22 protein-coding genes are annotated in these 21,570 nt (G+C 70.0%); 17 read left to right on the forward strand and 5 right to left on the reverse strand.

Features of this window, described 5'->3' with window-relative positions:
- Positions 1–183: 183 nt before the first annotated feature.
- Positions 184–528, reverse strand: coding sequence for a Grx4 family monothiol glutaredoxin (locus FHR96_RS20495; protein ID WP_183389570.1), 345 nt, complete (start codon positions 526–528; stop codon positions 184–186).
- 155 nt (positions 529–683) lie between these two features.
- Between FHR96_RS20495 and argF the strand changes: the two genes are divergently transcribed.
- The 7 genes from argF to FHR96_RS20530 all read left to right on the forward strand — a co-directional run bounded on the left by argF (position 684) and on the right by FHR96_RS20530 (position 7,110).
- Positions 684–1,604, forward strand: a complete 921-nt coding sequence (gene argF, locus FHR96_RS20500; protein ID WP_183389571.1) for an ornithine carbamoyltransferase — start codon at positions 684–686, stop codon at positions 1,602–1,604.
- A gap of 186 nt (positions 1,605–1,790) precedes the next feature.
- A complete protein-coding gene (locus tag FHR96_RS20505) occupies positions 1,791–2,093 on the forward strand; it encodes a hypothetical protein (protein WP_183389572.1) in 303 nt (100 codons plus the stop codon).
- Positions 2,094–2,192: 99 nt separating this feature from the next.
- Entirely contained in the window at positions 2,193–3,113 is a 921-nt protein-coding gene (locus tag FHR96_RS20510; RefSeq protein ID WP_183389573.1) for a beta-keto acid cleavage family enzyme, read from the forward strand.
- Complete coding sequence (locus FHR96_RS20515; RefSeq protein WP_183389574.1) at positions 3,110–4,066, forward strand: L-carnitine dehydrogenase; 957 nt, start codon at positions 3,110–3,112, stop codon at positions 4,064–4,066. Before FHR96_RS20510 ends, FHR96_RS20515 begins: the two co-directional genes overlap by 4 nt.
- Positions 4,066–4,527: a thioesterase family protein gene (locus FHR96_RS20520; RefSeq protein WP_183389575.1), complete on the forward strand. Its 462-nt coding sequence runs from the start codon at positions 4,066–4,068 to the stop codon at positions 4,525–4,527. Before FHR96_RS20515 ends, FHR96_RS20520 begins: the two co-directional genes overlap by 1 nt.
- Before the next feature lie 160 nt (positions 4,528–4,687).
- Positions 4,688–6,295 (forward strand): BCCT family transporter, encoded by a 1,608-nt coding sequence (locus FHR96_RS20525; RefSeq protein ID WP_183389576.1) that lies wholly within the window; start codon positions 4,688–4,690, stop codon positions 6,293–6,295.
- Positions 6,292–7,110 carry an alpha/beta hydrolase fold domain-containing protein gene (locus tag FHR96_RS20530; RefSeq protein WP_183389577.1) on the forward strand — a complete coding sequence of 273 codons (819 nt, stop codon included), beginning with the start codon at positions 6,292–6,294 and terminating at the stop codon, positions 7,108–7,110. The genes FHR96_RS20525 and FHR96_RS20530 overlap by 4 nt, the downstream gene beginning before the upstream one ends.
- A gap of 93 nt (positions 7,111–7,203) precedes the next feature.
- Here the strand turns inward: FHR96_RS20530 and FHR96_RS22645 are convergent, their stop codons facing one another.
- A complete protein-coding gene (locus tag FHR96_RS22645; protein WP_183389578.1) occupies positions 7,204–8,331 on the reverse strand; it encodes a hypothetical protein in 1,128 nt (375 codons plus the stop codon).
- A 154-nt stretch (positions 8,332–8,485) separates the two neighbouring features.
- Between FHR96_RS22645 and FHR96_RS20540 the strand changes: the two genes are divergently transcribed.
- Complete coding sequence (locus FHR96_RS20540; protein WP_183389579.1) at positions 8,486–9,160, forward strand: Fe2+-dependent dioxygenase; 675 nt, start codon at positions 8,486–8,488, stop codon at positions 9,158–9,160.
- Positions 9,161–9,176: 16 nt separating this feature from the next.
- Here FHR96_RS20540 and FHR96_RS20545 read toward each other — a convergent pair whose 3' ends face one another.
- Entirely contained in the window at positions 9,177–10,139 is a 963-nt protein-coding gene (locus FHR96_RS20545) for a GlxA family transcriptional regulator (RefSeq protein ID WP_183389580.1), read from the reverse strand.
- 67 nt (positions 10,140–10,206) lie between these two features.
- Positions 10,207–11,139, reverse strand: a complete 933-nt coding sequence (locus FHR96_RS20550) for an ABC transporter substrate-binding protein (protein ID WP_183389581.1) — start codon at positions 11,137–11,139, stop codon at positions 10,207–10,209.
- A 168-nt stretch (positions 11,140–11,307) separates the two neighbouring features.
- On the opposite strand from FHR96_RS20550, the gene FHR96_RS20555 reads away from it, so the two are divergent.
- The 3 genes from FHR96_RS20555 to FHR96_RS20565 all read left to right on the forward strand — a co-directional run bounded on the left by FHR96_RS20555 (position 11,308) and on the right by FHR96_RS20565 (position 14,065).
- Positions 11,308–12,261 (forward strand): GlxA family transcriptional regulator, encoded by a 954-nt coding sequence (locus FHR96_RS20555; protein WP_183389582.1) that lies wholly within the window; start codon positions 11,308–11,310, stop codon positions 12,259–12,261.
- Positions 12,262–12,351: 90 nt separating this feature from the next.
- Positions 12,352–12,726: a Rieske (2Fe-2S) protein gene (locus tag FHR96_RS20560; RefSeq protein ID WP_183389583.1), complete on the forward strand. Its 375-nt coding sequence runs from the start codon at positions 12,352–12,354 to the stop codon at positions 12,724–12,726.
- Between the two features lie 112 nt (positions 12,727–12,838).
- On the forward strand, positions 12,839–14,065 hold the full coding sequence (locus FHR96_RS20565) for a TauD/TfdA family dioxygenase (protein ID WP_183389584.1): 1,227 nt from the start codon (positions 12,839–12,841) through the stop codon (positions 14,063–14,065).
- A 5-nt stretch (positions 14,066–14,070) separates the two neighbouring features.
- On the opposite strand, the gene FHR96_RS20570 is transcribed toward FHR96_RS20565, so the two are convergent.
- Positions 14,071–15,078, reverse strand: a complete 1,008-nt coding sequence (locus FHR96_RS20570) for a GlxA family transcriptional regulator (protein WP_183389585.1) — start codon at positions 15,076–15,078, stop codon at positions 14,071–14,073.
- A gap of 136 nt (positions 15,079–15,214) precedes the next feature.
- On the opposite strand from FHR96_RS20570, the gene tmpA reads away from it, so the two are divergent.
- The 6 genes from tmpA (at position 15,215) to FHR96_RS20600 (ending at position 21,565) form a co-directional block, all read left to right on the forward strand.
- Positions 15,215–16,363: a 2-trimethylaminoethylphosphonate dioxygenase gene (gene tmpA, locus FHR96_RS20575; protein ID WP_183389586.1), complete on the forward strand. Its 1,149-nt coding sequence runs from the start codon at positions 15,215–15,217 to the stop codon at positions 16,361–16,363.
- Complete coding sequence (locus FHR96_RS20580; RefSeq protein ID WP_183389587.1) at positions 16,360–16,947, forward strand: HD domain-containing protein; 588 nt, start codon at positions 16,360–16,362, stop codon at positions 16,945–16,947. The genes tmpA and FHR96_RS20580 overlap by 4 nt, the downstream gene beginning before the upstream one ends.
- Complete coding sequence (locus FHR96_RS20585) at positions 16,944–18,542, forward strand: 5-guanidino-2-oxopentanoate decarboxylase (RefSeq protein WP_183389588.1); 1,599 nt, start codon at positions 16,944–16,946, stop codon at positions 18,540–18,542. The genes FHR96_RS20580 and FHR96_RS20585 overlap by 4 nt, the downstream gene beginning before the upstream one ends.
- A 124-nt stretch (positions 18,543–18,666) precedes the next feature.
- Positions 18,667–19,602, forward strand: coding sequence for an ABC transporter substrate-binding protein (locus FHR96_RS20590; protein WP_183389589.1), 936 nt, complete (start codon positions 18,667–18,669; stop codon positions 19,600–19,602).
- Positions 19,599–20,339 carry a class II aldolase/adducin family protein gene (locus tag FHR96_RS20595; RefSeq protein ID WP_183389590.1) on the forward strand — a complete coding sequence of 247 codons (741 nt, stop codon included), beginning with the start codon at positions 19,599–19,601 and terminating at the stop codon, positions 20,337–20,339. Before FHR96_RS20590 ends, FHR96_RS20595 begins: the two co-directional genes overlap by 4 nt.
- Positions 20,340–20,371: 32 nt before the next feature.
- Entirely contained in the window at positions 20,372–21,565 is a 1,194-nt protein-coding gene (locus FHR96_RS20600; RefSeq protein WP_183389591.1) for a pyridoxal phosphate-dependent aminotransferase, read from the forward strand.
- The last annotated feature ends 5 nt before the right edge of the window (positions 21,566–21,570 follow it).

Here is a 21,570-nt window from a genome sequence, read left to right on the forward strand (position 1 = left end):
CTGGAAGCTGGAAGCTGGAAGACAGCATGAACCCCGCCATCATCGGGTCAAGGGTTTTCTTCCAGCTTCAAGCTTATGACTTCAAGCTCCGGGCGTAGCCCGGCCGGGTTTTCTTCCAGCTTCAAGCTTATGACTACAAGCTCCGGGCGAAGCCCGGCTCTTCCAGGTGCGAAGCACCGCTCTTCAAGCTTGGGACTCGTCGTCCTGGTGCTTGGCGGCGGTTTCCTTGATCAGGGTCTCCAGCTCGCCGTTCTGGTACATCTCGACGACGATGTCGCAGCCGCCGACCAGCTCGCCCTCGACCCACAGCTGCGGGAAGGTCGGCCAGTTGGCGACCTTGGGCAGCTCGGCGCGGATGTCCGGGTTGTCCAGCACGTTGACGAAGGCGAAGCGCTCGCCGCAGGCCATCAGGGCCTGGACGGTCTGGGCGGAAAAGCCGCACTGCGGCAGCTGGGGAGTGCCCTTCATGTAGATCAGGATCGGGTTCTCGCTGATCTGGCGCTGGATGTTCTCGACGGTGGTACTCATCTGCATTCCCTCTGGATCGGTGGTGGCCTCCGCCCCGCGGGCAATACCCGAGCGCGCCGGTCGGCCTTCGATGGGCACATTGTACGGATGCCAGGCGCGTTGCGCATCCCCCGTCGGCTGGCTAGGATGGTCGTTTTTTCCCGTGGAGTGACGCCATGGCCACCCGCCATTTCCTGACCCTGCTCGACCTGAGTCCGGAAGAGCTGCGCTACCTGATACAGCGCGGCATCTCGATCAAGAACGGCCTGAAGACCCACGGCCCGACCTACACGCCGTTCGCCAACCGGACCCTGGCGATGATCTTCGAGAAGTCATCGACCCGTACCCGGGTGTCGTTCGAGACCGCCATGGCCCAGTTCGGCGGCCACGCCCTGTTCCTCTCCCCCCGCGACACCCAACTAGGCCGCGGCGAGCCGATCGGCGACACCGCCCGGGTGCTCTCGGAGATGGTCGATGCGGTGATGATCCGCACCTTCTCCCACGCCGGGCTCGAGACGTTCGCCGCCGCCAGCAGCGTGCCGGTGATCAACGCGCTGACCGACGACTATCACCCCTGCCAGCTGCTGGCCGACGTCATGACCTGGACCGAGCTGCGCGGCAGCGTGCGCGGCCGCACCGCAGTGTGGATCGGCGACGGCAACAACATGTGCCACTCCTGGATCAACGCCGCCCGCCAGTTCGACTTCCAGCTGCGCGTGGTCTGCCCCGAAGGCTACGAGCCCCGCCAGGACATTCTCGACGCGGCCGGCGACCGGGTGACCATCCACCGCGACCCCTTGGCCGCCGTGGAAGGCGCCGACCTGGTGACCACCGACGTCTGGGCTTCCATGGGTCAGGAAGAGGAACAGGCCAAGCGCGAGGCCGACTTCGCCGGCTTCCAGGTCAACGAGGCGATGCTCGACCGCGCCGCCGGCGACGTGCTGTTCCTGCACTGCCTGCCGGCCCACCGCGGCGAGGAGATCAGCGAGACCCTGCTCGACGATCCTCGCGCCGTGGTCTGGCAGGAAGCCGGCAACCGCCTGCACGCTCAGAAGGCGCTGATCGAGTTCCTGCTGCTGGGCCGTGTCGACAACTGATCGCCCCGCACCCAACGGCCAGTTCCGCGACGCCCCGCTCATCATGAGCGGGGCGTCGTCGCTTGTGCGGCGCCTTCACTCCAGGCAGCTCCTATGCCCGCACACCAGACTACGACCTTGGTCTAACACCCTGTCCTCGCTATAATGCAGCGCAACATCCGCCACCGCGAGGAAGGCTGCCCGCCCATGACCGCCCCGGACCCCGGCAACATCGCCCAGCGCAGCCTGCGCCAGTGCCTGTGCAACATGGCCACCCTGCTCTATCGCCAGGGCCACGTCCTGGAGACCGTCTCCAGCCCACATCGCGGCCTCGACGACCGAGCGCTGCGGCGACTCGCCCAGGCCGAGCGCGACTGGCCGAGCCACCAGCGCACGCTTGAGCAAAGCGAGGCCGCCACCTACAACATCCAGCGACGCTTCGTGCTGACCGACCTGGGGCGCGAGCTGCTGTTCGAGATGTTTGGCGAGGGCGCCGCCGATATCGCCTGAGAGGAACTTGGCGACTTGCGTCAACTCGACGTCGCCTTTGGCACATTTCTCCCCGCCGCCATGACGGACACTCCCTGCAGGTTTTGCAAGGAGGTCCCCATGAACCGCAACGTCATTCTCACCTGTGCCATCACCGGCGCTGGCGACACCGCCGGCAAGAACCCCAACGTGCCGGTCACGCCCAAGCAGATCGCCGACGACTGCATCGCCGCCGCCAAGGCCGGCGCCAGCGTCGCTCATATCCACGTGCGCGACTCCGAGACCGGCGGCATCAGCCACTCCACCGAGCACTTCCGCGAGGTGATGGATCGCGTCCGCGAGGCGGACACCGACATCGTCATGAACATCACCGCCGGCGGCGGCGGCGACTGGATCCCCGACGCCGAGGACCCGACCCGCGGCGGCCCGGGCACCGACATCCAGACCCCGGCCGAGCGCCACGCCCCGGTGGGCGAGCTGTTGCCCGAGCTGTGCACCCTGGACTGCGGCAGCCTCAACTTCGGCGACATGGTCTACGTCAACACCGCCGACTGGCTGCGCGAGCACGCTCGCCTGGTGCAGGCCGCCGGCGTCAAGCCCGAGCTCGAATGCTTCGACCTGGGCCACGTATGGTTCGCCCGCCAGCTCCAGCAGGAAGGCCTTCTGGACGGCGACCCGCTGTTCCAGCTGTGCCTGGGCATTCCCTGGGGCGCCGAGGCCGACCCCGAGACCATGCTGGCGATGCGCAACAAGCTGCCGGAAAACGCCAACTGGGCGGCCTTCGGCATCGGCCGCCAGCAGATGCCCATGGTCGCCCAGGCCATGCTGCTCGGCGGCCACGCCCGCGTCGGCCTGGAAGACAACCTCTACCTGAGCAAGGGCGTGAAGGCGACCAACGCCCAGCTGGTCGAGAAGGCCGGCACCCTCATCGACAACCTTGGCGGGCGCATCATGACCCCGGCCGAGACCCGCGCGCACCTGTCGCTGCGCGACCCGCGCACCGGCCAGACCGTTGCACAGGCCGCAGGAGGTGACGCATGAGCCGCCAACTCTCCGTCATCGGCACCGGGGTGATCGGCAACGGCTGGATCGCCCGCGCACTGGCCCAGGGCTGGGATGTGGTCGCCTTCGATCCGGCCCCGGACGCCGCCGAACGCACCCGCGCCTTCGTCGACAACGCCTGGCCGTCGCTCGAGAAGCTCGGCCTGGCCGAGGGCGCAGCCCCTACGCGACTGACCTTCGTGGCGAGCCTCGAAGAGGCCGTGGCCGGCGCCGACCTGATCCAGGAGAACGTGCCCGAGCGCCTCGAGCTCAAGCGCGAGATCCTCGCCGCCATCGACGCCGCGGCGGCGCCCGGCGCGATCATCGGCTCCTCCACCTCGGGCTTCAAGCCCAGCGACCTGCAGCGAGACTGCGCCTGGGTGCCGGGTCGGGTGATCGTCGCCCACCCCTTCAACCCGGTCTACCTGCTGCCGCTGGTGGAGCTGGTCGGCGGCGAGGCCACCGAGCCCCGCCAGATCGAACAGGCCCAGGCGCTCTACCAGGAGCTGGCCATGCGTCCACTGGTGGTACGCCGCGAGATCGAGGGCCATATCGCCGACCGGCTGATGGAGGCGCTGTGGCGCGAAGCGCTGCACCTGGTCAACGACGGCGTGGCCACCACCGAGGAAGTGGACGCCGCGGTGGTCTACGGCTGCGGCCTGCGCTGGTCGCTGATGGGCACCTTCCTGACCTTCCACCTGGCCGGCGGCGAGCAGGGCATGCGTCACATGCTCGAGCAGTTCGGCCCGGCGCTGAAGCTGCCCTGGACCAAGCTCGAGGCGCCCGAGCTCACCGACGAGCTGATCGACAAGGTCGTCGAGGGCTGCGAGTTCCAGGCCGCCGAGCGTCCGGTCGCCGAGCTGGACCGTCGCCGCGATGACTTCCTGGTCGAGCTGCTCGACCTGGTGCAGAAGTACTGGCCCGAGGCCGAGGGCCTCGAGGGACGCATCTGATGGCCCTGCTCGAGACCCGCGTCGCCCCGGAGTGGGTCGACTACAACGGCCACATGAATGACGCCGAGTACGCCCGGGTGTTCTCCCTGGGCGTGGAGGCGCTGATGGATGCCATCGGCCTCGACGAGGCCGGCCGTCGCGGCCATGGCTACACGATCTTCACCCTCGAGACCCATCTCTGCTATCGCCGCGAGGCCCACGAAGGGCAGCCGCTGGCCGTCGAGGTGATCGTGCTGGATCGAGACGCCAAGCGACTGCATGCGTTCTTCGAGATGTTCGATACCGAGGGCACCCTGCTGGCCACCAGCGAGCAGATGCTGATGGGCATCGACAGCGAGGCCGGCCGGCCGGCCCCCTTCCCCGCGCCGGTCGAGGCGGCCATCGGCGAGCTGCCGAGCGCCGCAGCGGACGCCTGGCCGGAGCTCGCCGGACGCCGCATCGGGCTGCCTCCCCGGCGCTGACGCCACGCGGCATCGACACATCGCCTTACCACGTCATCCCGCCCGGCCACCGCCGGGCGGGCACGGGAATCGTCGGCCCGCGGACCGACCCCAGAGGAGACGCCCTATCGCTACCCCCACTCCCCCCACCCGACCGCAGCACGAGACGACCACGGACTACATGGTGACCGAGCTGTCCCAGGACGGGTTCTTCCGCGGCATGCACAAGGGCATGACCCTCACCGCCGCCGCGCTGGTACTGGCCTTCGTGCTGTTCACCGGCCTCGGCCCACAGCTGGCCGGCGAGCTGTTCGGCGCGACCCGGGCCTGGATCGAGAGCACCTTCAGCGGCTACTACCTGGTGACCGTGATGCTGCTGTTGGCGGTATGCGCCTACATCGTGGTCAGCCGTCATGGCAGCATCCGCCTCGGCAGCGACGACAGCCGACCCGAGTTCAGCAACTTCGCCTGGTTCTCGATGCTGTTCTCCGCCGGCATCGGCATCGGCATCCTGTTCTTCGGCGTCGCCGAACCGGTGTTCTACCTGGACAACAGCGCTGCCTTCGGCTACCCCAACAACCCCCACGCCGACATGGCCGGCGCCACCGCCATCGGCCACCAGCGGGCGATCGATGCCCTGCGCGTCTCGGTCTTCCACTGGGGCCTGCACGGCTGGGCGATCTACGTGATCGTCGGCATGTCGCTGGCCTACTTCGCCTACCGCAAGGGGCTGCCGCTGGCGCTGAGGTCCGCGCTCTACCCCTTCATCGGCGAGCGCATCTTCGGCCCCATCGGCCATGCCGTCGACATCCTCGGCGTGCTGGGCTGCGTGTTCGGCGTCGCCACCTCGCTGGGACTCGGCGTCAGCCAGATGGCCGTGGGCCTGGAGCGGCTGGTGGGCATCGGCGCCGGGCTCGACACACAGCTGGTGCTGATCGCCGTGATCTCGCTGATCTCCATCCTCTCGGTGGTCTCGGGGGTGCAGCGTGGCATCAAGCTGATCTCCGAGCTCAACATCTGGGTCTCGGTGGTCGTCGTCGGCGCCTTCCTGATCGGCGGCCCCACCCTGTGGCTGGTCAGCGCCTTCGGCGAGACCCTGGCCGACTACGCCACCCACTTCATTCCGATGGGACTATGGTACGCCGACGAGCCCGGCCCGGCCGCCTGGCAGCAGGCCTGGACGATCTTCTACTGGGGCTGGTGGCTGGCCTGGGCGCCGTTCGTGGGGCTGTTCATCGCTCGCATCTCCAAGGGCCGCACCCTGCGAGAGTTCGTGCTCGGCGTGCTGCTGGTGCCGACGCTGATCATCTTCGTGTGGCTGATCATCTTCGGCGGCAACGCGCTCTACCAGGAGCTGCATGCCGCCGGCGGCCCCGGCAGCGCCGGGATCATCGAGCTGGTCAACGCCTGGAACCTGCCGGCCGCGCTGTTTGCCAGCGCCGACGGCATCGCCGGTACCGGTACCCTGGGCTGGCTGCTGTCGGCGATGATGGTGTTCCTGCTGATGAGCTGGTTCGTGACCTCCTCGGACTCCGGCACCCTGGTGCTGACCACCATCCTCTCGCTGGGCAATGACGAGCCGCCGCAGCGCTTCCGGGTCTTCTGGGGCGTGGTGATCGGCCTGGTGGCGGCGGTGCTGCTGGTGGCCGGCGGCCTCAAGGCCCTGCAGACTGCGCTGATCGCTGCCGCCTTGCCGCTGAGCGTGGTCATCCTGGTGATGACCGCAGGAGTGCTGGTCTCGCTGCTGCGCGAGTCACGTCGTTCGTCCACCGCGGTGTCACGAGGATGACCCCCCAGGCGTTCCGCCTCGCCTTCGCAAGCGGCCTCGAGGCACTGGACGGGCTGCCCCTTGCGGCGGCCCGCCGCCACTACGACCGGCTCTGCCAGGGCTTTGCCCCACCGCTGCCCAGCGACCTGGCCGTGGGCGACGACGCCATCGCCGGGGTCTCGGTGCGCCGCTTTCGCCCGGCACGGGCCCGTGACGGGGCGATCGTCTACCTGCACGGTGGCGGCTGGACCCTGGGTTCGGTGCGCAGCCACCAGGGCATCGCGGCGAGCCTCGCCGCCGGCCTGACACGCGAGGTCGCAAGCGTCGACTATCGGCTGGCCCCGGAGGCGGGCTACGGCGACGCGCTGGCAGATTGCCGGGCCGTCATCGAGGCCCTGGCACCGCGGGCCGTGGTCGGCGACAGCGCCGGCGCACGCCTGGCCATGGACGCGCTGCCGCCGGCCTGGCCGGGGCTGCTGGGGCTGATCTATCCGCCGGTGGGACACCCCGCCCGCCAGGCGCTGGGGCCAGACGCCCCGCTGCTCTCCGGCGAGGAGGTACTCGCGCTATGGCGGTCCGTGGCCGGCGAGCTGCCCCCGGTCGACCCCGGGCGCGCGCCCGCCCGCCGGGTGGAGGTGCTGGCGGTCGAACACGACCCCCTGACCGCTCCCCTGGAACGAGCCGTCGTCAGTTGGCGGGCAGACGGCGCCGAGGTCGGCTACCGCCGCGCCCCAGGCCTGTGGCACGGCGCCCTGCATGCCCACGCCCACCTGCCCGCCATGCGCGAGGCCTGGCGGGATCTGTGCGGCGCCCTGGCCGCCCGACTGGACGCTTGATCAGGCGACCCTCGACGCGACGAGGCCCGACCCGGCGATGCCGGATCGGGCCTCCTGCGCCCGGCGGGAGACGCCCGCCTGGTCGGTAAGGGCTCAGTACTGGCCGAGCCCGGCCTCCAGCTTGAACATGCCGGCGGAGAGCTCGCCAGGCGTCTTGACCGGCGTCTCGGGTGCCACCGGAGACGGCCAGGCCTCGAGCAGCGCGTCATAAGCCGCCAGCAGTTCGCCGTAGGTCTCGTCGTCGTAGAGCGCGGACTGCTGTTCCAGGGTCGCCTTGGCGGTCAGCACGAAGCCGAGACTGTCCTGGTACTCGACCACATTGACGAACTGACCGTCGTCGATCGCCTCGTCATACTCGTGCATCGCCTGGCGCAGAAGCGCCAGCTGGACGCGACTCTGGAACGCCACGTCGTCGCGCAGCTCGCCCTTCACGTCCTGCATGGCCCCGTCGATGGCCTCCAGCGCGGCGCCGTAGGCCTCGGCATGACCGCCCCACTCACCGCCCTCACGGGTCTCGTCGATCAGCGCTTGCAGGGTGCCCTCGAAGTCCTCGACACCGCGCGCCTCGAAGGCCGGCTCCAGGGCTTCGTAGTGCTCGTGCACGGGATGACCGAAGTGCGGCTGGGCGGCGGTCTGTTCGCCGGCCTGATAGAGCGCTCGGGCGACGGCCAGATGGCCCTGCATCATGGCCAGGTTGGTGTAATAGATGCCGGGATTGCTGACATCCATGGCGTGGCCGGCCTCGCCGCCTTCGCCACCTTCTCCACCCTCGCCACCTTCACCGCCTTCACCGCCGGCGGACGGATCCAAGTAGGCAAAGACCGAGAAAGCATCGGTAGAGGCGCTACCTTCGCCGCCTTCTCCACCTTCACCGCCGTCGTGATGGCCGCTCTCGCCGCCTTCCCCACCTTCGCCGCCGTCGTGGTGACCGCTCTCGCCGCCTTCTCCACCTTCGCCGCCGTCGTGATGGCCGCTCTCGCCGCCTTCTCCACCTTCGCCGCCGTCGTGATGGCCGCTCTCGCCGCCTTCGCCACCCTCTTGCGGATAGTGATCGCCTTCGCCGCCCTCGCCGCCATGGTCGGCGCTGGCCAGCATCAGGCTGTCAGGCCCCTGAGTGAACTCGGTGGACGCCGCGGTATCGGCAAAGGCGGCCGTGCCGGTGCCCAGCAAAACGCTGGTACCAACGCCGACCCAGAGCTTGGTGCGAGTGGAATGGGACATGCAGACTTCCTTCTTGTGGGGACCTGAATCAGTGACGAGCGGCCGTGGGACCGTGGTCGATGCTCGATAGAGTGCCGGCTGCCGCAGATCAATGCAAACGATTCACAATCCTCTATAATCGACGCTCCATCCTCGACCGTCCGGAGCGCCGTCCGTGATCCTCTGCATCGACCAGGCCATCCCACCCGAGCTGTTGTCCCGCGTTCGCACCACCCTGGCCGACAGCGCCTTCCGCGACGGCCGCGAGACCGCCGGCTGGCACGCCCGCACGGTCAAGCAGAACGAGCAGGCCGACGGCCGGCGTCCCGAGATCGCCGAGCTACGCCAGGAGATCGGCAAGGCGCTCCAGGCCCACCCGCTGTTCCAGATGGCCGCCCGGCCGAAGCGCATGAAGCCGCTGATGTTCAGCCGCTACCGTGAGGGCATGAGCTACGGCAACCATGTCGACGACGCGGTGATGGCCACGCCCCAGGGCGCCATGCGCACCGACTTGTCGTTCACGCTGTTCCTCAACGATCCCGAGAGCTATGACGGCGGCGAGCTGCTGATGGACTCCACCGCGGGCGAACAGACCTACAAGCTGCCCGCCGGGGCACTGATCCTCTATCCCTCCTCGACCCTGCATCGGGTCGAGCCGGTCACCCGCGGCGAACGCCTGGCCGCGGTGGGCTGGGCCCAGAGCCAGGTGCGCGATCCCCAGCAACGGGAGATCCTCTTCGACCTGGATACCACCCGGCGCCAGGAGTTCGATGCCAACGGCAAGACGCGCACCTTCGACATGCTGTCGAAGAGCCTGGCGAATTTGCTGCGGATGTGGGCGGATATCTGAGCGCGAGGCAGGGCGATCAGCCGCGGCGAAACTCACGCGGCGAGGCGCCGAAGCACTGGCGAAAGGCCCGTGAGAAGCTGGAGCTCGACGTAAACCCACAGGCCAGCCCTACCGCCAGCACGTCGAGGTCGGTCTCCTCGAGCAGGTGCCTGGCCCGCTCCAGGCGCAGCGCCAGGTACCAGTCGCGGGGCGAACGCCCCAGTTCGCGCTCGAACAGCCGCTGCAGCTGGCGCAGCGAGACGCCGCTGCGCCGGGCCACCTCGGCCAGCGTCAGCGGCGTCTCCAGGTGCCGCTCCATGAGGTCGACCGCCTCTACCAGGCGGGCATTGTGAGTATCGAGCCGGCGCGCCAGGCTCATGCGCTGCTGGTCGTGGCGGGTGCGCATGCGCTCGTGGACCAGCTGTTCGGAGACGTCGATGGCCAAGCGTTGCCCGTGGCGGCGGGCAATCACGTCCAGCGCCATGTCCATGGCCGCCGCTCCGCCGGCACAGGAAAAACGCCGCGCGCCGCGCTCGAACAGCTCGTCGGAGGTGGCGATGGCCGGGAAACGCTCGTGGAAAGCCGGCAGGCTCTCCCAGTGCAGGGTGACCCGCTCGCCGTCCAGCAGCCCCGCCGCGGCCAGCAGGAAGCAGCCGGTGTCGAGCCCGCCCAGCGCGCAGCCGGCGGCGTCCAGCCGGTGCAGCCAGCGCATCAGCGCGCGGCTCAGGTAGCGCTCCGGATCGAAGCCGCTGCATACCGCCAGCGACGGCAGATGATGTACCGCCTCGATGGCCTGGTCGGCGAGCAGCGTCATGCCGTTGGAGGCCGTCACCGGGCCGCCGTCCTCGCTGATCAGCGTCCACTCGAAGAGCGGGCGACCGCTGATGCGGTTGGCGATCCGCAGCGGTTCGATGGCCGAGAAGAAAGCCATCATCGAGAAGCGCGGCAGCAGCAGGAAGCCGACGGGCTCGGGCGTGGGACCGGAATAGTCGAGGCGCATGGGCAAGCGAACGAAGGGCGAGCAGGCCGGCCATGATGACCGGCCGGGCATGTGGGAGCAAGCGGGCTCAGTCGAGCCCTGCCTTGACGGCTTCGATGGCGGGGCGCCCGTCCAGGGCCTCGACGCCCGCCAGCCAGCCGGCGACGGTGTCCAGGTGCTCGCCGATCCACTCACGCGCCACCTCGTCGGCGGGCCGCTCCTCGTAGCTGTAGGCGTGGATCCAGTCGTTCTGATCCTCGATGTCGACCACGTACTGGGTCATGAAGCGATACAGGTCGGCATCCTCTGCCTCGAGCGATGCCGGCACCACCGTCCAGACGGTACTCTCGATGTCGGCGATGCCCGCGTCCTCCGCGTCGTCCAGGTAGACGAGATCGAAACTGACGTTCATCCAGTGCGGCTCCCAGCCGACGAAGGTAACCCACTCGCCGTCGCGCATCTTCTGCTCGGCCTGGGCCAGCATGGCCGCCGTGGAACTCTCGCGCAGGGTCCAGCCGCCGAGCCCGGCCAGATCATTGTCGATGGCCTCGCCGATGGCGGTGTTGATGCCGGTGCCGGCCTCGATGCCCTGGATGGTCCCGTCGAAGCGCTCGCGATGGGCATTCAGGTCGGCCACCGAGGTGATACCGGCGTCATGGACATAGCGCGGGACGACCAGCCCGGACGTCGCGCCCTGGATGTTGGCCGCGGCCTTGACCACCTTGCCATCGTCGACCAGCGGCTCGACCATGTCGGTCTGCACCGGGTACCAGCCGCCCAGGTAGACATCGAGATCGCCCTCGGCCACGCCGTTGAGGATCACGCTGACCGCCAGGCTGTTCTGGCGGGTCTCGTAGCCCATGGCCTCGAGCAGTTGGGCGGCGACCTCGGACTTGACGGTGACGCCCGGCCAGGGCGGCACCCCGAAGCGCACCTCCTCGAGCGCGGCCTGGGCCGGCAGGCTGGCCAGGCCGGCGAGCGATAGCGCGGTGGCGGCAAGAGTCGGGCGCGACAGGGGCATGGGGATCTCCTCGTTCGGTGTCAAAAGGCCCATTCTGACGACCGCTCCCTCATAGACTCGACGCAAGGCGACGTCAAATAGACACAAGGCGACATATCACCCCGACGTTGCATCCCGCGCCGCACCCCCTACAATCGATGGGCCGAATCCGCAGCCGTCCCGAGGCCCATGAGACTAACGCCCCCCGTGCCCGCGCCGGAGCGCATCGGCTTCCTGCTGCTGCCCCGCTTCGCCATGGTGGCCTTCTTCTCGGCCATCGAGCCGCTGCGGATCGCCAACCGCATCAGCGGCGAGACGCTGTTCGCCTGGCACCTGATCAGCCGCGACGGCGAGCCGGTCGTGGCCTCCAACGGCATGACGCTGGCCGCCGACCATGCCCTGGCCGAGGCCCCGGCCTCCCCCAGCCTGGCGGTCTGCGCCAGCTTCGAGCCCGAGGCCGTCGTCGATGCGACGCTGATCGCCTGGCTGCGCGAACGCGCCGCGGCGGGCTGCCTGCTCGGCGGCATGGACACCGGCTGTTTCGCGCTGGCCGCAGCCGACCTGCTCGACGACCAGACGGTGACCCTGCACTGGGAGTCGCTGCCCGAGTTCCGCGCCCGCTTCCCGCGGGTCGACGCCGTGGAGTCGCTCTATGAGGTCACCCCCGAGGGCTTCTCCTGTGCCGGCGGCAGCTCGGCCATCGACATGAGCCTCGACCTGATTCGCCGCCGTCACGGCGACAGCCTGGCCGGCCGGGTACGCGACCAGCTCCTCCATGACCAGGGACGACGTCCGGCCAGCCGCCAGCGCGACCCGGCCGCCCCCGACGATCCGCTCCTCAGCCGCGCCATCGCCCTGATGGAAGCCAATCTGGAGGCACCGCTCGGCATCCGCGAGCTGGCCACCGAACTCGGTCTCTCCTGGCGACGGCTGGACCGGCTCTTCGCTCGCCACCTCGGCACCTCGCCGCAGCGCGCCTACCTGGGTCGCCGGCTGGACCACGCCCACCGGCTACTGCGCGAGACACGCCATAGCATCATGGACATCGCCCTGGCCTGCGGCTTCGCCTCGGCCTCGAGCTTCACCCGTGCCTTTCGGCGCCGCCATGGCGTGACCCCAAGCGAGCTGCGACAGCAGCCCTGACACAGGCCTCGTTCGACACGGTCCGCGTTGACATCCCCTCGGCCCAACTGGTTTCATTTGAAACCAAATAATCGTCGACAGGAGTCCTCCATGACCGCAGCCTGGCAGCAGTACCGCAGCGCCCCCGACCCCGGCACCCGCGTGGTGGCGGCCGACGCCCTGCCCGAACGAGGCCACCTGAGCCTGATCCTGGAGAGCGAGCGCGGGCGCTTCCCGCTGCTGGTGGCACGCCTCGCGGACAACGCCCTGGTCGCCTACGTCAACGCCTGCCCGCACCAGTACCTGCCGCTCGACCAGCGTGGCGACCGCCTGCTCAGCGAGGACGGCGAGACGCTGCGCTGCACCAACCACGATGCCGCCTTTGCCACGCGCACCGGCGAAGGCGTGGGCGGCCTGGGGCTGGGCTGCGCCCTGGACGCGGTGCCCGTTCGACTGGAGGACGGTTGGCTGGTCATCGACAAGTGAAGCCCTGACTGTCGAATCGTGCACAGTCGGCGTCGAATCCTGCCGCGAGCCCGGCGTCTCGCACTGGCATCCTGAGCCGCACCATCACGCTGCCCATCTCAGGAGATGCCCCATGACCGACACCGAACTGCCGCGCACCCCGGATTACGACGCCTGGCCGATCGACGCCGATCTCGACGCCGTCTCCTTCACCCCGCGGCTGGTGACGGTGCGCTGGAGCGACGGCCGGGTCAGCCGCTATCACGGCATCTGGCTGCGCGAAAACGCCGCCGACGACACCACCGTCAACCCGGCGACCCGAGAGCGTATCCTAGACCTCTCCACCCTGCCCGCCTGGCCGGAGATCGAGGGGGCCGAAGTCGACGCCAGCGGTGCGCTGTGCGTGGACTTCGCCCCCGAGGATCGTCGCCTGCGCTTCCACCCCGGCTGGCTGCGCGCCCACGACTACGACAACGCCGTCGATCCCGAGGCGCCGCTGGTGCCGGTGACGACCTGGCAGGGCGGCCCCGAGGCCGGCCCCGACACCCTCGACGCCGCGGGCCTGCTCGACACCGCGCCCGACGGCGAGGACGAGGAGGCGATTCTCGCCCCGGCCCTGGAAAGCGTGCTCGGCAAGGGGCTGGTACGGCTGCGCAACCTGCCCACCGAGCCCGGCTCGCTGGACGCCATCGCCCGGCGCATCGGCCCGGTGCGACCCACCAACTTCGGGCAGCTGTTCGACGTCAAGGCCAAGCCGGACCCGGACTCCAACGCCTACACCTCCATCGCCCTGCCGCCCCACGTCGATCTGCCGACCCGCGAGTACCACCCCGGCCTGCAGATGCTGCACTGCCTGGAAAACAGCGTGGCGGGCGGCCAGGCCGTGATGCTCGACGGCTTCGCCGTGGCCGAGGCGCTGCGCGACCGCCATCCCGCGGCCTGGGCGACCCTGACCCGGGTACGCTGGTGCTACGCCAACACCGCCAGGACCACCGACTACGTATGGTTCGAGCCGATGATCCGCCTGGACGCCCGGGGCGAGCTGCTCGAAGTGCGCATCGCCGACTTCCTGCGCGGCCCGCTGCAGGCCGCCTTCGAGGACGTCGAACCGGCCTATGAGGCGCTGATGACGCTGCAGCGGCTGCTGCGCGACCCGGCCTTCGCCATCCGCTTCACCTACGAGCCCGGCGACCTGGTGATCTTCGACAACCGCCGCCTGCTGCACGCCCGCGACGCCTTCGAAGGCGCCAGCGGCCACCGCTGGCTGCAGGGCTGCTACATGGAGCGAGACGAGATCCGCTCGCGCTACCGCATGGTCCAGCGTACGCAGCGTCAGCGGAGGCTCGCCGCCGAGGCGTGAAGCCCTCAGGCGGCCCCCCGGGCCGCCGTCTCCCTGGGCGTCTCCCCGAAGCGCGTCCGATAGGCCCGGGAGAAGTGCGCCAGGTGAGCGAAGCCGGTGGCCAGCGCCGCCTCGGTGACCCGACAGTGGCTGCCGGCGAGCAGCCGCTGGGCCCGATCCAGCCGCATCCCCAAGTAGCACTGCTTGGGGGTCTCGCCGAAGTGCGCCAGGAACAGCCGGGTCAACTGGCGCTGCGACTGGCCCACCAGTCGGCAGATTTCGGGAATCGGCAGCGCCTGGGTCAGGTTGGCCTCCATCACCGCCAGGCTCCTGACCACGCTGCGCGGCAGCCCCGGATAGCGCGCCTCCGGGGCCTCCCGGGAAGGCTCGTCGTGACGGTCGTGGACCAGCTGGCGACCCACCGCGTCGGCCAGCGCCGGGCCATAATCGCGCTCGATGCGATCCAGCATCATGTCGATGCCGGTGATCCCCCCGGCGCCGGTCTGACGCGTGGCGTCGGCCTCGAAGCGCTCGCGGCTGATCCGCAGGCCAGGAAACTCGCGTCGGAAGGCGGGCACGCTCTCCCAGTGCAGCGCCACCCGATGCCCCTCCAGCACCCCGGCCCGGGCCAGGATGAAGGGCGCGGTGTCCAGCCCCCCGAGCCAACCCCCATGCGCCGCCACGCGCCGCAGCACGGCACGTTCCTGGGCGGTGATCGTAGCCTCCGCCTCGTAGGACGACACCACCATCAGGTGAGCGGCATCCGGCACCGAGGCCAGGTCGCCGTCCACCTCGATGCGCACGCCGTTGCTGGCGACCACGTCATCGCCATGGGCCGAGCGCAGCCGCCACGCGAACAGGTCGCGCCCGAAGCGGTTGGCGACCCGGAGCGGCTCGAGCATGCAGAACAGCGTCAGCATCGAGAACTTGGGGACCAGCCACACGTCCAGGGTGTGCTCCGCCTGCTCGGGGGACAGCAGCGGCGGCGAATCCGGTCGTGGATAGGGCCAGGCCTCGGGATAGGTATCGATCATGGCAAAAAAGATCAAGTTTATGGCGAATTTATGCAAATCTTAACGGCGAGGTGGCGCTAGGGTAAAGCCGGTCGGGTCATCGGCGCCGCTGACCACGACCGACACAACGCCCCTGCATCACCGGAGATTCATCGCCATGACCGCAAGCGCCAAGGTAACGCTGTCCCCCGACGGGCAGCGCCTGACCCTCGACCTCGATGCCCGGCCCCGCGAGTTCGCGGCCCTGTGGCTGCGCGAGCGGGCGCCCGACGCCGAGACCCTGGACCCACGCACCGGCCAGCGCCTGATCGAGGCCGCCGAGCTGCCCCTGGACCTGGCCGTGGAGCACGCCGAGCTCGACGGTGAAGCCCTGGCGCTGCGCTTCAGCGACGGTCACGCCGTGCGCTTCCCGGTGGCCGACCTGCTCGCCGAAGACAAACCCCGCGAGTCGGTCGCCCCGGAGCGGGAGCTGTGGGACGCCGGCCTGGTCGAGCCGCCCCGCGCCGATTTCGCCGCCGCCCTCGACGACGATGCTGCCCTGCTGGCAATGCTGGAAGGGCTGCACCGCGTCGGCTTCGTGCTGGTCTCCGGCGTGCCCACGGACGAAGACGGCATGCAGGCGCTGATCGAGCGTATCGGGCCGCTGCGCCGCACCAACTGGGGCGGCATCGCCGACGTCAAGTCGGTGGCCAACGCCTACGACCTGACCATGACCCAGCGCGGCCTGGAGCCGCACACCGACAACCCCTATCGCGATCCGATCCCCGGCTACATCTGGCTGCACTGCCTGACCAACGCCGCCGACGGCGGCGACAACACCCTGGTCGACGGCTATCGCGCCGCCGAAGTGCTCCGCGAGCGCGACCCGGCGGCCTTCGACTGCCTGACCCGGGTCTCGCCGGGGTTCCGCTACCGCGACGAGACCACCTGGCTGGAGAGCGAGGGTCCACTGATCGAGCTGGACAGCCAGGGCCGAGTGAGCCGGGTGCGCTACAACAATCGCACCGAACGGGTCGACGCCCTGCCTCCCGAGGAATTGGCCCGCTACTACGCCGCCCGCCGCGCCTTCTATGCGCTGATCACCTCGGACGAGCTCACCGTGCACCTCAAGCTCGAGCCGGGCCAGATGCTGATCATGGACAACTACCGCCTGTTCCACGGTCGTCGCGCCTATGAGCTGGCCGGCGGCGTGCGCCACCTGCGCCAGGGCTACGTGGACCGCGACAGCACCGCCAGCCGCCGCCTGGTCCTGCGCCGAGAGCTGCGCCGACAGCAGGCCGAATCGCGCCTGGAGGAGACGGCATGAACCAGGCTCGTTTCCGCCACTTCGGCGAGGCCCGGCGCGACGAATGGGCGCTGATCGACCAGCGCTTCCGCGACTACGTCGCCGACGCCCCGCGCCGCGTGCTCGAACACCTGCACCGGCTGGCCGGCGACACCCATGGCTATCCGGTGGATCGCTTCGAACACTGCCTGCAGACCGCCACCCGGGCGCTGCGCGACGGCGCCGACGAGGAAATGGTGGTCTGCGCCCTGCTCCACGACATCGGCGACGACCTGTCCCCGGCCAACCATGCCGAGATCGCCGCGGGCATCCTCGAGCCGTTCATCGATCCGCTCAACGCCTGGATGATCCGCCATCACGAACTGTTCCAGGGCTACCACTACCGCCACTATTTCGGCCTGGACCCCCACGCACGGGAGCAGTTCCGCGACCATCCGGCCTATGAGCGCACGGTGCGCTTCTGCGACGACTGGGACCAGGCCAGCTTCGACCCCGACTACGACACCCTGCCGCTCGCGCACTTCGTGCCCATGGTGGAACGCGTCCTGGGTCGCGCCCCCTACGGCGGCCTGCCGCCCATCGTCGAAGAGGAATCCCGCTCATGAACTGCGCCCAGCATCTCATCGCCCTGCTCGAGGCCCACGGCGTCGACACCGCCTTCGGCATTCCCGGCGTGCATACCATCGAGCTGTATCGCGCCCTGGGCGACAGCCGCCTGACCCACGTCACGCCGCGCCATGAGCAGGGCGCCGGCTTCATGGCCGACGGCTACGCCCGGGCCAGCGGCAAGCCCGCGGCCTGCTTCATCATCTCCGGCCCCGGCATGACCAACATCGCCACTGCGATGGGCCAAGCGCTGGCCGACTCGGTGCCGATGCTGGTGATCTCCAGCGTCAACCAGCGTGCCACCCTCGGCCGCGGCCAGGGCCGGCTGCACGAGATGCCCCACCAGGGCGAGACGCTCGCTGGCGTCAGCGTGTTCAACCACACCCTGCAGGATCCGGCGGCGCTGCCCGAGGTGCTGGCCCGCGCCTTCGCGGTGTTCTCGAGCGCCCGTCCCGGCCCGGTGCATATCGAGATCCCGCTCGACGTGATGGCCGCACCGGCGCCCGAGGCGCCGGCCGGCGCCCCGGCGCGGGTCTTTCCGCCGGCCCCGGCCCCCGAGGCGCTGGCCCTGGCCGGCAACTGGCTGGCTGCCGCCGAACGCCCGCTGGTGCTGCTCGGCGGCGGCACCGCCGCCGTCCCGGACGCCGCCCGGGCGCTGGTCGAGCGCCTCGACGCCCCGGCCTTCACCACCATCAACGCCAAGGGCGTGCTGGGCCTCGACCACCCGCTGGATCTCGGCGCCACCCAGAGCCTGCCCGCCGCGCGCCGGCTGGCCCGCGAGGCCGACGTGGTGCTGGCGCTCGGTACCGAACTCGGCGAGACCGACTATGACCTGGTGTTCGACGAGGGCTTCCGGCTCGACGGTCGGCTGATCCGCATCGACATCGACCCCCAGCAGCTGGGCCGCAACCAGGCCGCGGATCTCGCCATCCTCGCCGAGGCCGGCCAGGCCATGCAGGGCCTGCTCCAACAGTTGCCCGACGCGGCCGAACGCGGCGGCGCAGACCGCGCCGCCGAGGTACGCGGCGAGCTCGCGCTGGCCGCCGACCCGGAGCTCGCCCCCTATGCGCCGCTCTATGCCACCCTGCGCGAGGCGCTGCCCGAGGCCATCGTGGTCGGCGACTCCACCGGCCCGGTCTACGCCGGCAACTTCCTCGCCGCGATGCCGGCCCCGCGGCGCTGGTTCAACGCCGCCACCGGCTTCGGCACCCTCGGCTACGGCCTGCCCGCCGCCCTGGGCGCTGCGCTTGCCCGACCCGAGCAGCCGGTGGTCGCCCTGGTCGGCGACGGCGGCCTGCAGTTCGTGCTCGGCGAACTCGGCACCGCCCGCGACCTGGGCCGGCCGGTGGCACTGGTGATCTGGAACAACGACGGCTACGACGAGATCCGCCGCTACATGTCGATGAGCGAGGTGCCGCACTTGGGCGTCGACCTGGCCGCCCCGGACTTCCGCGCCCTGGCCGAGGCCTACGCCTGCCGCCACCTCGGCGTGAGCGACCCGGCGAGCCTGCACGACGCCCTGGGCCGCCTCTCTGACGCGGACTCCCCGCTGATCATCGAGGTCGATGCCGCCGCCTGGGCCGCCTCGCTCTGAAGATCGGCCTTCTGCCCCGGCCACAGAAGGAGAGGTACGCCGGGGCAAGTTGCCGCAGCAACGAAAAAGCCTCCACACACCAACACGAGCCGGCCTGGACCGGCTTCGATAAGGAGACGTCTGAATGAGGACGCACTATACGACCCTGACCCTGATCGCCGGCCTGACGCTGGCCGGCCCGGCCCTTGCCGCCGACCGCGACGACCGCCTGCGCCTGGTGGTGCCGCCCTGGCCCGGGGTGACCGTGAAGAGCGAGATCTTCTCCCAGCTCATCGAGCCGCTGGGCTACAGCACCGAGATCCTCGAGGTCAGCTCCACGGTGGGCTACAGCACCCTGCAGAGCGGCGACAGCGACGCCTTCCTGGCCGGCTGGATGCCCGCCCAGCAGGAAAGCTACGACGCCGCCATGGAAGCCGATGCCATCGTCGACCTGGGCAACAACGTCAACGGCGCCCGCATGGGCTTCGCGGTCCCCGACTACGTCTATGACGCTGGCATCACCAGCGCCGAGCAGCTCGCCGACCCGGAGATCGCCGAACGCTTCGAGCGGACCATCTACAGCATCGAGAGCGGCTCCACGGTCACCGACATGATCAACGGCGCCATCGAGGCCGATACCCACGGCCTCGGGGACTGGGAGCTCATGGCCTCCTCGACGCCCGGCATGCTCAGCGAAGTGGACGGCGCCGTCGAGCAGGAGCGTTGGATCCTCTTCTACGGCTGGACCCCGCACTGGATGGTGCCGGAATACGACGTGCACATCCTCGAGGACTCGGCCGACGTCTTCGGCGCCGATAGCGGCCACAGCGACGTCAAGACCATCGTTGCCAAGGACTATGCCGAGGCCAACCCCAACCTGGCCCGGCTGCTCGACCAGTTCGTGCTATCCGCCGACGAACAGAGCGAGTTCATCCTCGAGTACAGCCTCAAGGAGCGTGACCTCGAAGAGGTCGCCCACGACTGGCTGGCCGCCCACCCCGAGCGCGTCGCCGAGTTCCTCGAGGGCGTCGAGACACGCGACGGCGATGACGCCCGAGCCGCCGTGGAGGCCAGCCTGTGAGCGATGCCGTTTGCGAGGATAGCGAGAATGAGATCCGTCGCGACCTGGCTGCCGCCTATCGGCTGATCGCCCTGGACGGCATGGACGACGGCGTCTCCACCCACATCTCCGCGCGCCTGCCCGGCGAGCGTTTCCTGCTCAACGCCTTCGGGCTGCGCTTCGAGGAGGTCCAGGCCGACAACCTGGTGACCGTGGACGCCGACGGCGAGGTGCTCGACGACCCCACGGGGCTCGGCATCAACCCGGCGGGCTTCACCATCCACAGCGCGCTGCACGCCGCCCGCCCCGAGGTGGCCTGCGTGCTGCACACCCACACCGTGGCCGGCGTCGCGCTGTCCTGCCTCGAGGAAGGCCTGCTGCCGCTCAACCAGTGGGCGCTGCAGTTCCACGAGCGGCTCGCCTACCACGACTACGAAGGCATCGCCCTGGACCACGACGAGCGGGCGCGGCTTGCCGCCGACCTCGGCGAGCACTCGGCGATGATCCTGCGCCAGCACGGCCTGCTGACCTGCGGGCGCAGCGTCGGCGAGGCCTTCCTGCGCATGCGCGACCTGGAACGCAGCTGCCAGGCGCAGCTGGCCGCCCAGGCCACCGGCCGCCCGCTGCGCCTGGCATCCCCGGCGATGGCCGAGCACGTGGCGCGCCAGTACGAGGCCTGGGCCGAGAGCCCGGCGGGCACCGAGCGGGCCTGGCAGGCCGAGCGCCGCCGACTGCCCGACGGCCCCGGCCTTTGCTGATGCCCCTACTTCCCTGACAGAGCGAGAGCGACATGCGATTCTCCAAACTGACCGAGCGTATCGCCGGCGAGGGCGCCGCCGCCTGGGACATCCACAACCGCGCCCTGGCACGCCAGGCTGCCGGCGAGGACATCACCGTGCTGTCGGTGGGCGATCCGGACTTCGATACCCCGGCGCCGATCGTCGAGGGAGCGGTGGCCAGCCTGCGCGGCGGCGCGACCCACTACCCCGACGTCCAGGGCAAGCGCGCCCTGCGCGAGGCCATCGCCGATCGCTACCGGGCCCGCGGCCTCGAGGTCACGCCGGAGCGGCTGATCGTCATGGCCGGCGCCCAGTGCGGCCTCTACGCCGCGGCCCAATGCCTGCTCGACACGGGCGACGAGGTGATCGTCCCCGAGCCGAGCTACGTCACCTACGAGGCGGTGCTGCAGTCCACCGGCGCCGACATGGTGCGCATCCCGCTGCGCGGCGACGCCGGCTTCCGCCTGGACGTGGCCGACCTCGAGGCGGCGATCACCCCGCGCACCCGGGCGATCATGCTCAACAGCCCCCACAATCCCACCGGCCAGCTGATCGACGCCGAGGCCTGGGCCGCCATCGCCGCGCTGTGCCAGCGCCACGACCTGTGGCTGATCTCCGACGAGGTCTACGCCGAGCTGATCTTCGAGGGCGAGCACGTCTGCGCCGCCGGGCTGCCCGACATGGCCGAACGCACCGTGGTGGTCGACAGCCTCTCCAAGTCCCACGCCATGACCGGCTGGCGGCTGGGCTGGGTGCTCGGCCCCGAGGCGTTGATCGAGCATCTCGGCAACCTGGCGCTGTGCATGCTCTACGGCTGCCCGGACTTCGTCCAGGACGCCGCCCGCGACGCCCTGCGCCTGCCGCTGCCCGAACTCGACGCCATGCGCGAGACCTACCGCGGCCGCCGCGACGCCGTGGTTGCCGCGCTCGCCGACTGCCCGGGGGTTAAGGTCGTCAAGCCCGCCGCCGGGATGTTCCTGATGATCGATATCCGCGCCACCGGGCTCTCCTCCCAGGCCTTCGCCGACCGCCTGCTCGACGAGCAGGGCGTCTCGGTGCTGTCCGGCGAGGCCTTCGGCCCCTCCGCCGCCGGCTTCGTGCGCCTGAGCCTGACCGTCGACGAGGCGCGCCTGCGCAATGCCTGCCGGCGCCTGGCACGGGTCGCCGAGCGCGCCCGCGCCGATTCCCTTTCCACCATCGCATGAGTCGC

This window comes from Halomonas organivorans (genome assembly GCF_014192055.1).
GTDB lineage: Bacteria > Pseudomonadota > Gammaproteobacteria > Pseudomonadales > Halomonadaceae > Halomonas > Halomonas organivorans.

What these genes read in the sequence shown, in the direction of transcription:
- FHR96_RS20510 (WP_183389573.1), top strand. Translation starts at nt 2,193, where the DNA reads ATGAACCGCAACGTCATTCTCACCTGTGCCATCACCGGCGCTGGCGAC.
- FHR96_RS20545 (WP_183389580.1), bottom strand. Translation starts at nt 10,139, where the DNA reads ATGCGCCTCGACTATTCCGGTCCCACGCCCGAGCCCGTCGGCTTCCTG.
- FHR96_RS20495 (WP_183389570.1), bottom strand. Translation starts at nt 528, where the DNA reads ATGAGTACCACCGTCGAGAACATCCAGCGCCAGATCAGCGAGAACCCG.
- FHR96_RS20505 (WP_183389572.1), top strand. Translation starts at nt 1,791, where the DNA reads ATGACCGCCCCGGACCCCGGCAACATCGCCCAGCGCAGCCTGCGCCAG.
- FHR96_RS20590 (WP_183389589.1), top strand. Translation starts at nt 18,667, where the DNA reads ATGAGGACGCACTATACGACCCTGACCCTGATCGCCGGCCTGACGCTG.
- FHR96_RS20550 (WP_183389581.1), bottom strand. Translation starts at nt 11,139, where the DNA reads ATGCCCCTGTCGCGCCCGACTCTTGCCGCCACCGCGCTATCGCTCGCC.
- argF (WP_183389571.1), top strand. Translation starts at nt 684, where the DNA reads ATGGCCACCCGCCATTTCCTGACCCTGCTCGACCTGAGTCCGGAAGAG.
- FHR96_RS20580 (WP_183389587.1), top strand. Translation starts at nt 16,360, where the DNA reads ATGAACCAGGCTCGTTTCCGCCACTTCGGCGAGGCCCGGCGCGACGAA.
- FHR96_RS20530 (WP_183389577.1), top strand. Translation starts at nt 6,292, where the DNA reads ATGACCCCCCAGGCGTTCCGCCTCGCCTTCGCAAGCGGCCTCGAGGCA.
- FHR96_RS20520 (WP_183389575.1), top strand. Translation starts at nt 4,066, where the DNA reads ATGGCCCTGCTCGAGACCCGCGTCGCCCCGGAGTGGGTCGACTACAAC.
- FHR96_RS20565 (WP_183389584.1), top strand. Translation starts at nt 12,839, where the DNA reads ATGACCGACACCGAACTGCCGCGCACCCCGGATTACGACGCCTGGCCG.
- tmpA (WP_183389586.1), top strand. Translation starts at nt 15,215, where the DNA reads ATGACCGCAAGCGCCAAGGTAACGCTGTCCCCCGACGGGCAGCGCCTG.
- FHR96_RS20570 (WP_183389585.1), bottom strand. Translation starts at nt 15,078, where the DNA reads ATGATCGATACCTATCCCGAGGCCTGGCCCTATCCACGACCGGATTCG.
- FHR96_RS20555 (WP_183389582.1), top strand. Translation starts at nt 11,308, where the DNA reads ATGAGACTAACGCCCCCCGTGCCCGCGCCGGAGCGCATCGGCTTCCTG.
- FHR96_RS20515 (WP_183389574.1), top strand. Translation starts at nt 3,110, where the DNA reads ATGAGCCGCCAACTCTCCGTCATCGGCACCGGGGTGATCGGCAACGGC.
- FHR96_RS20560 (WP_183389583.1), top strand. Translation starts at nt 12,352, where the DNA reads ATGACCGCAGCCTGGCAGCAGTACCGCAGCGCCCCCGACCCCGGCACC.
- FHR96_RS20525 (WP_183389576.1), top strand. Translation starts at nt 4,688, where the DNA reads ATGGTGACCGAGCTGTCCCAGGACGGGTTCTTCCGCGGCATGCACAAG.
- FHR96_RS22645 (WP_183389578.1), bottom strand. Translation starts at nt 8,331, where the DNA reads ATGTCCCATTCCACTCGCACCAAGCTCTGGGTCGGCGTTGGTACCAGC.
- FHR96_RS20600 (WP_183389591.1), top strand. Translation starts at nt 20,372, where the DNA reads ATGCGATTCTCCAAACTGACCGAGCGTATCGCCGGCGAGGGCGCCGCC.
- FHR96_RS20585 (WP_183389588.1), top strand. Translation starts at nt 16,944, where the DNA reads ATGAACTGCGCCCAGCATCTCATCGCCCTGCTCGAGGCCCACGGCGTC.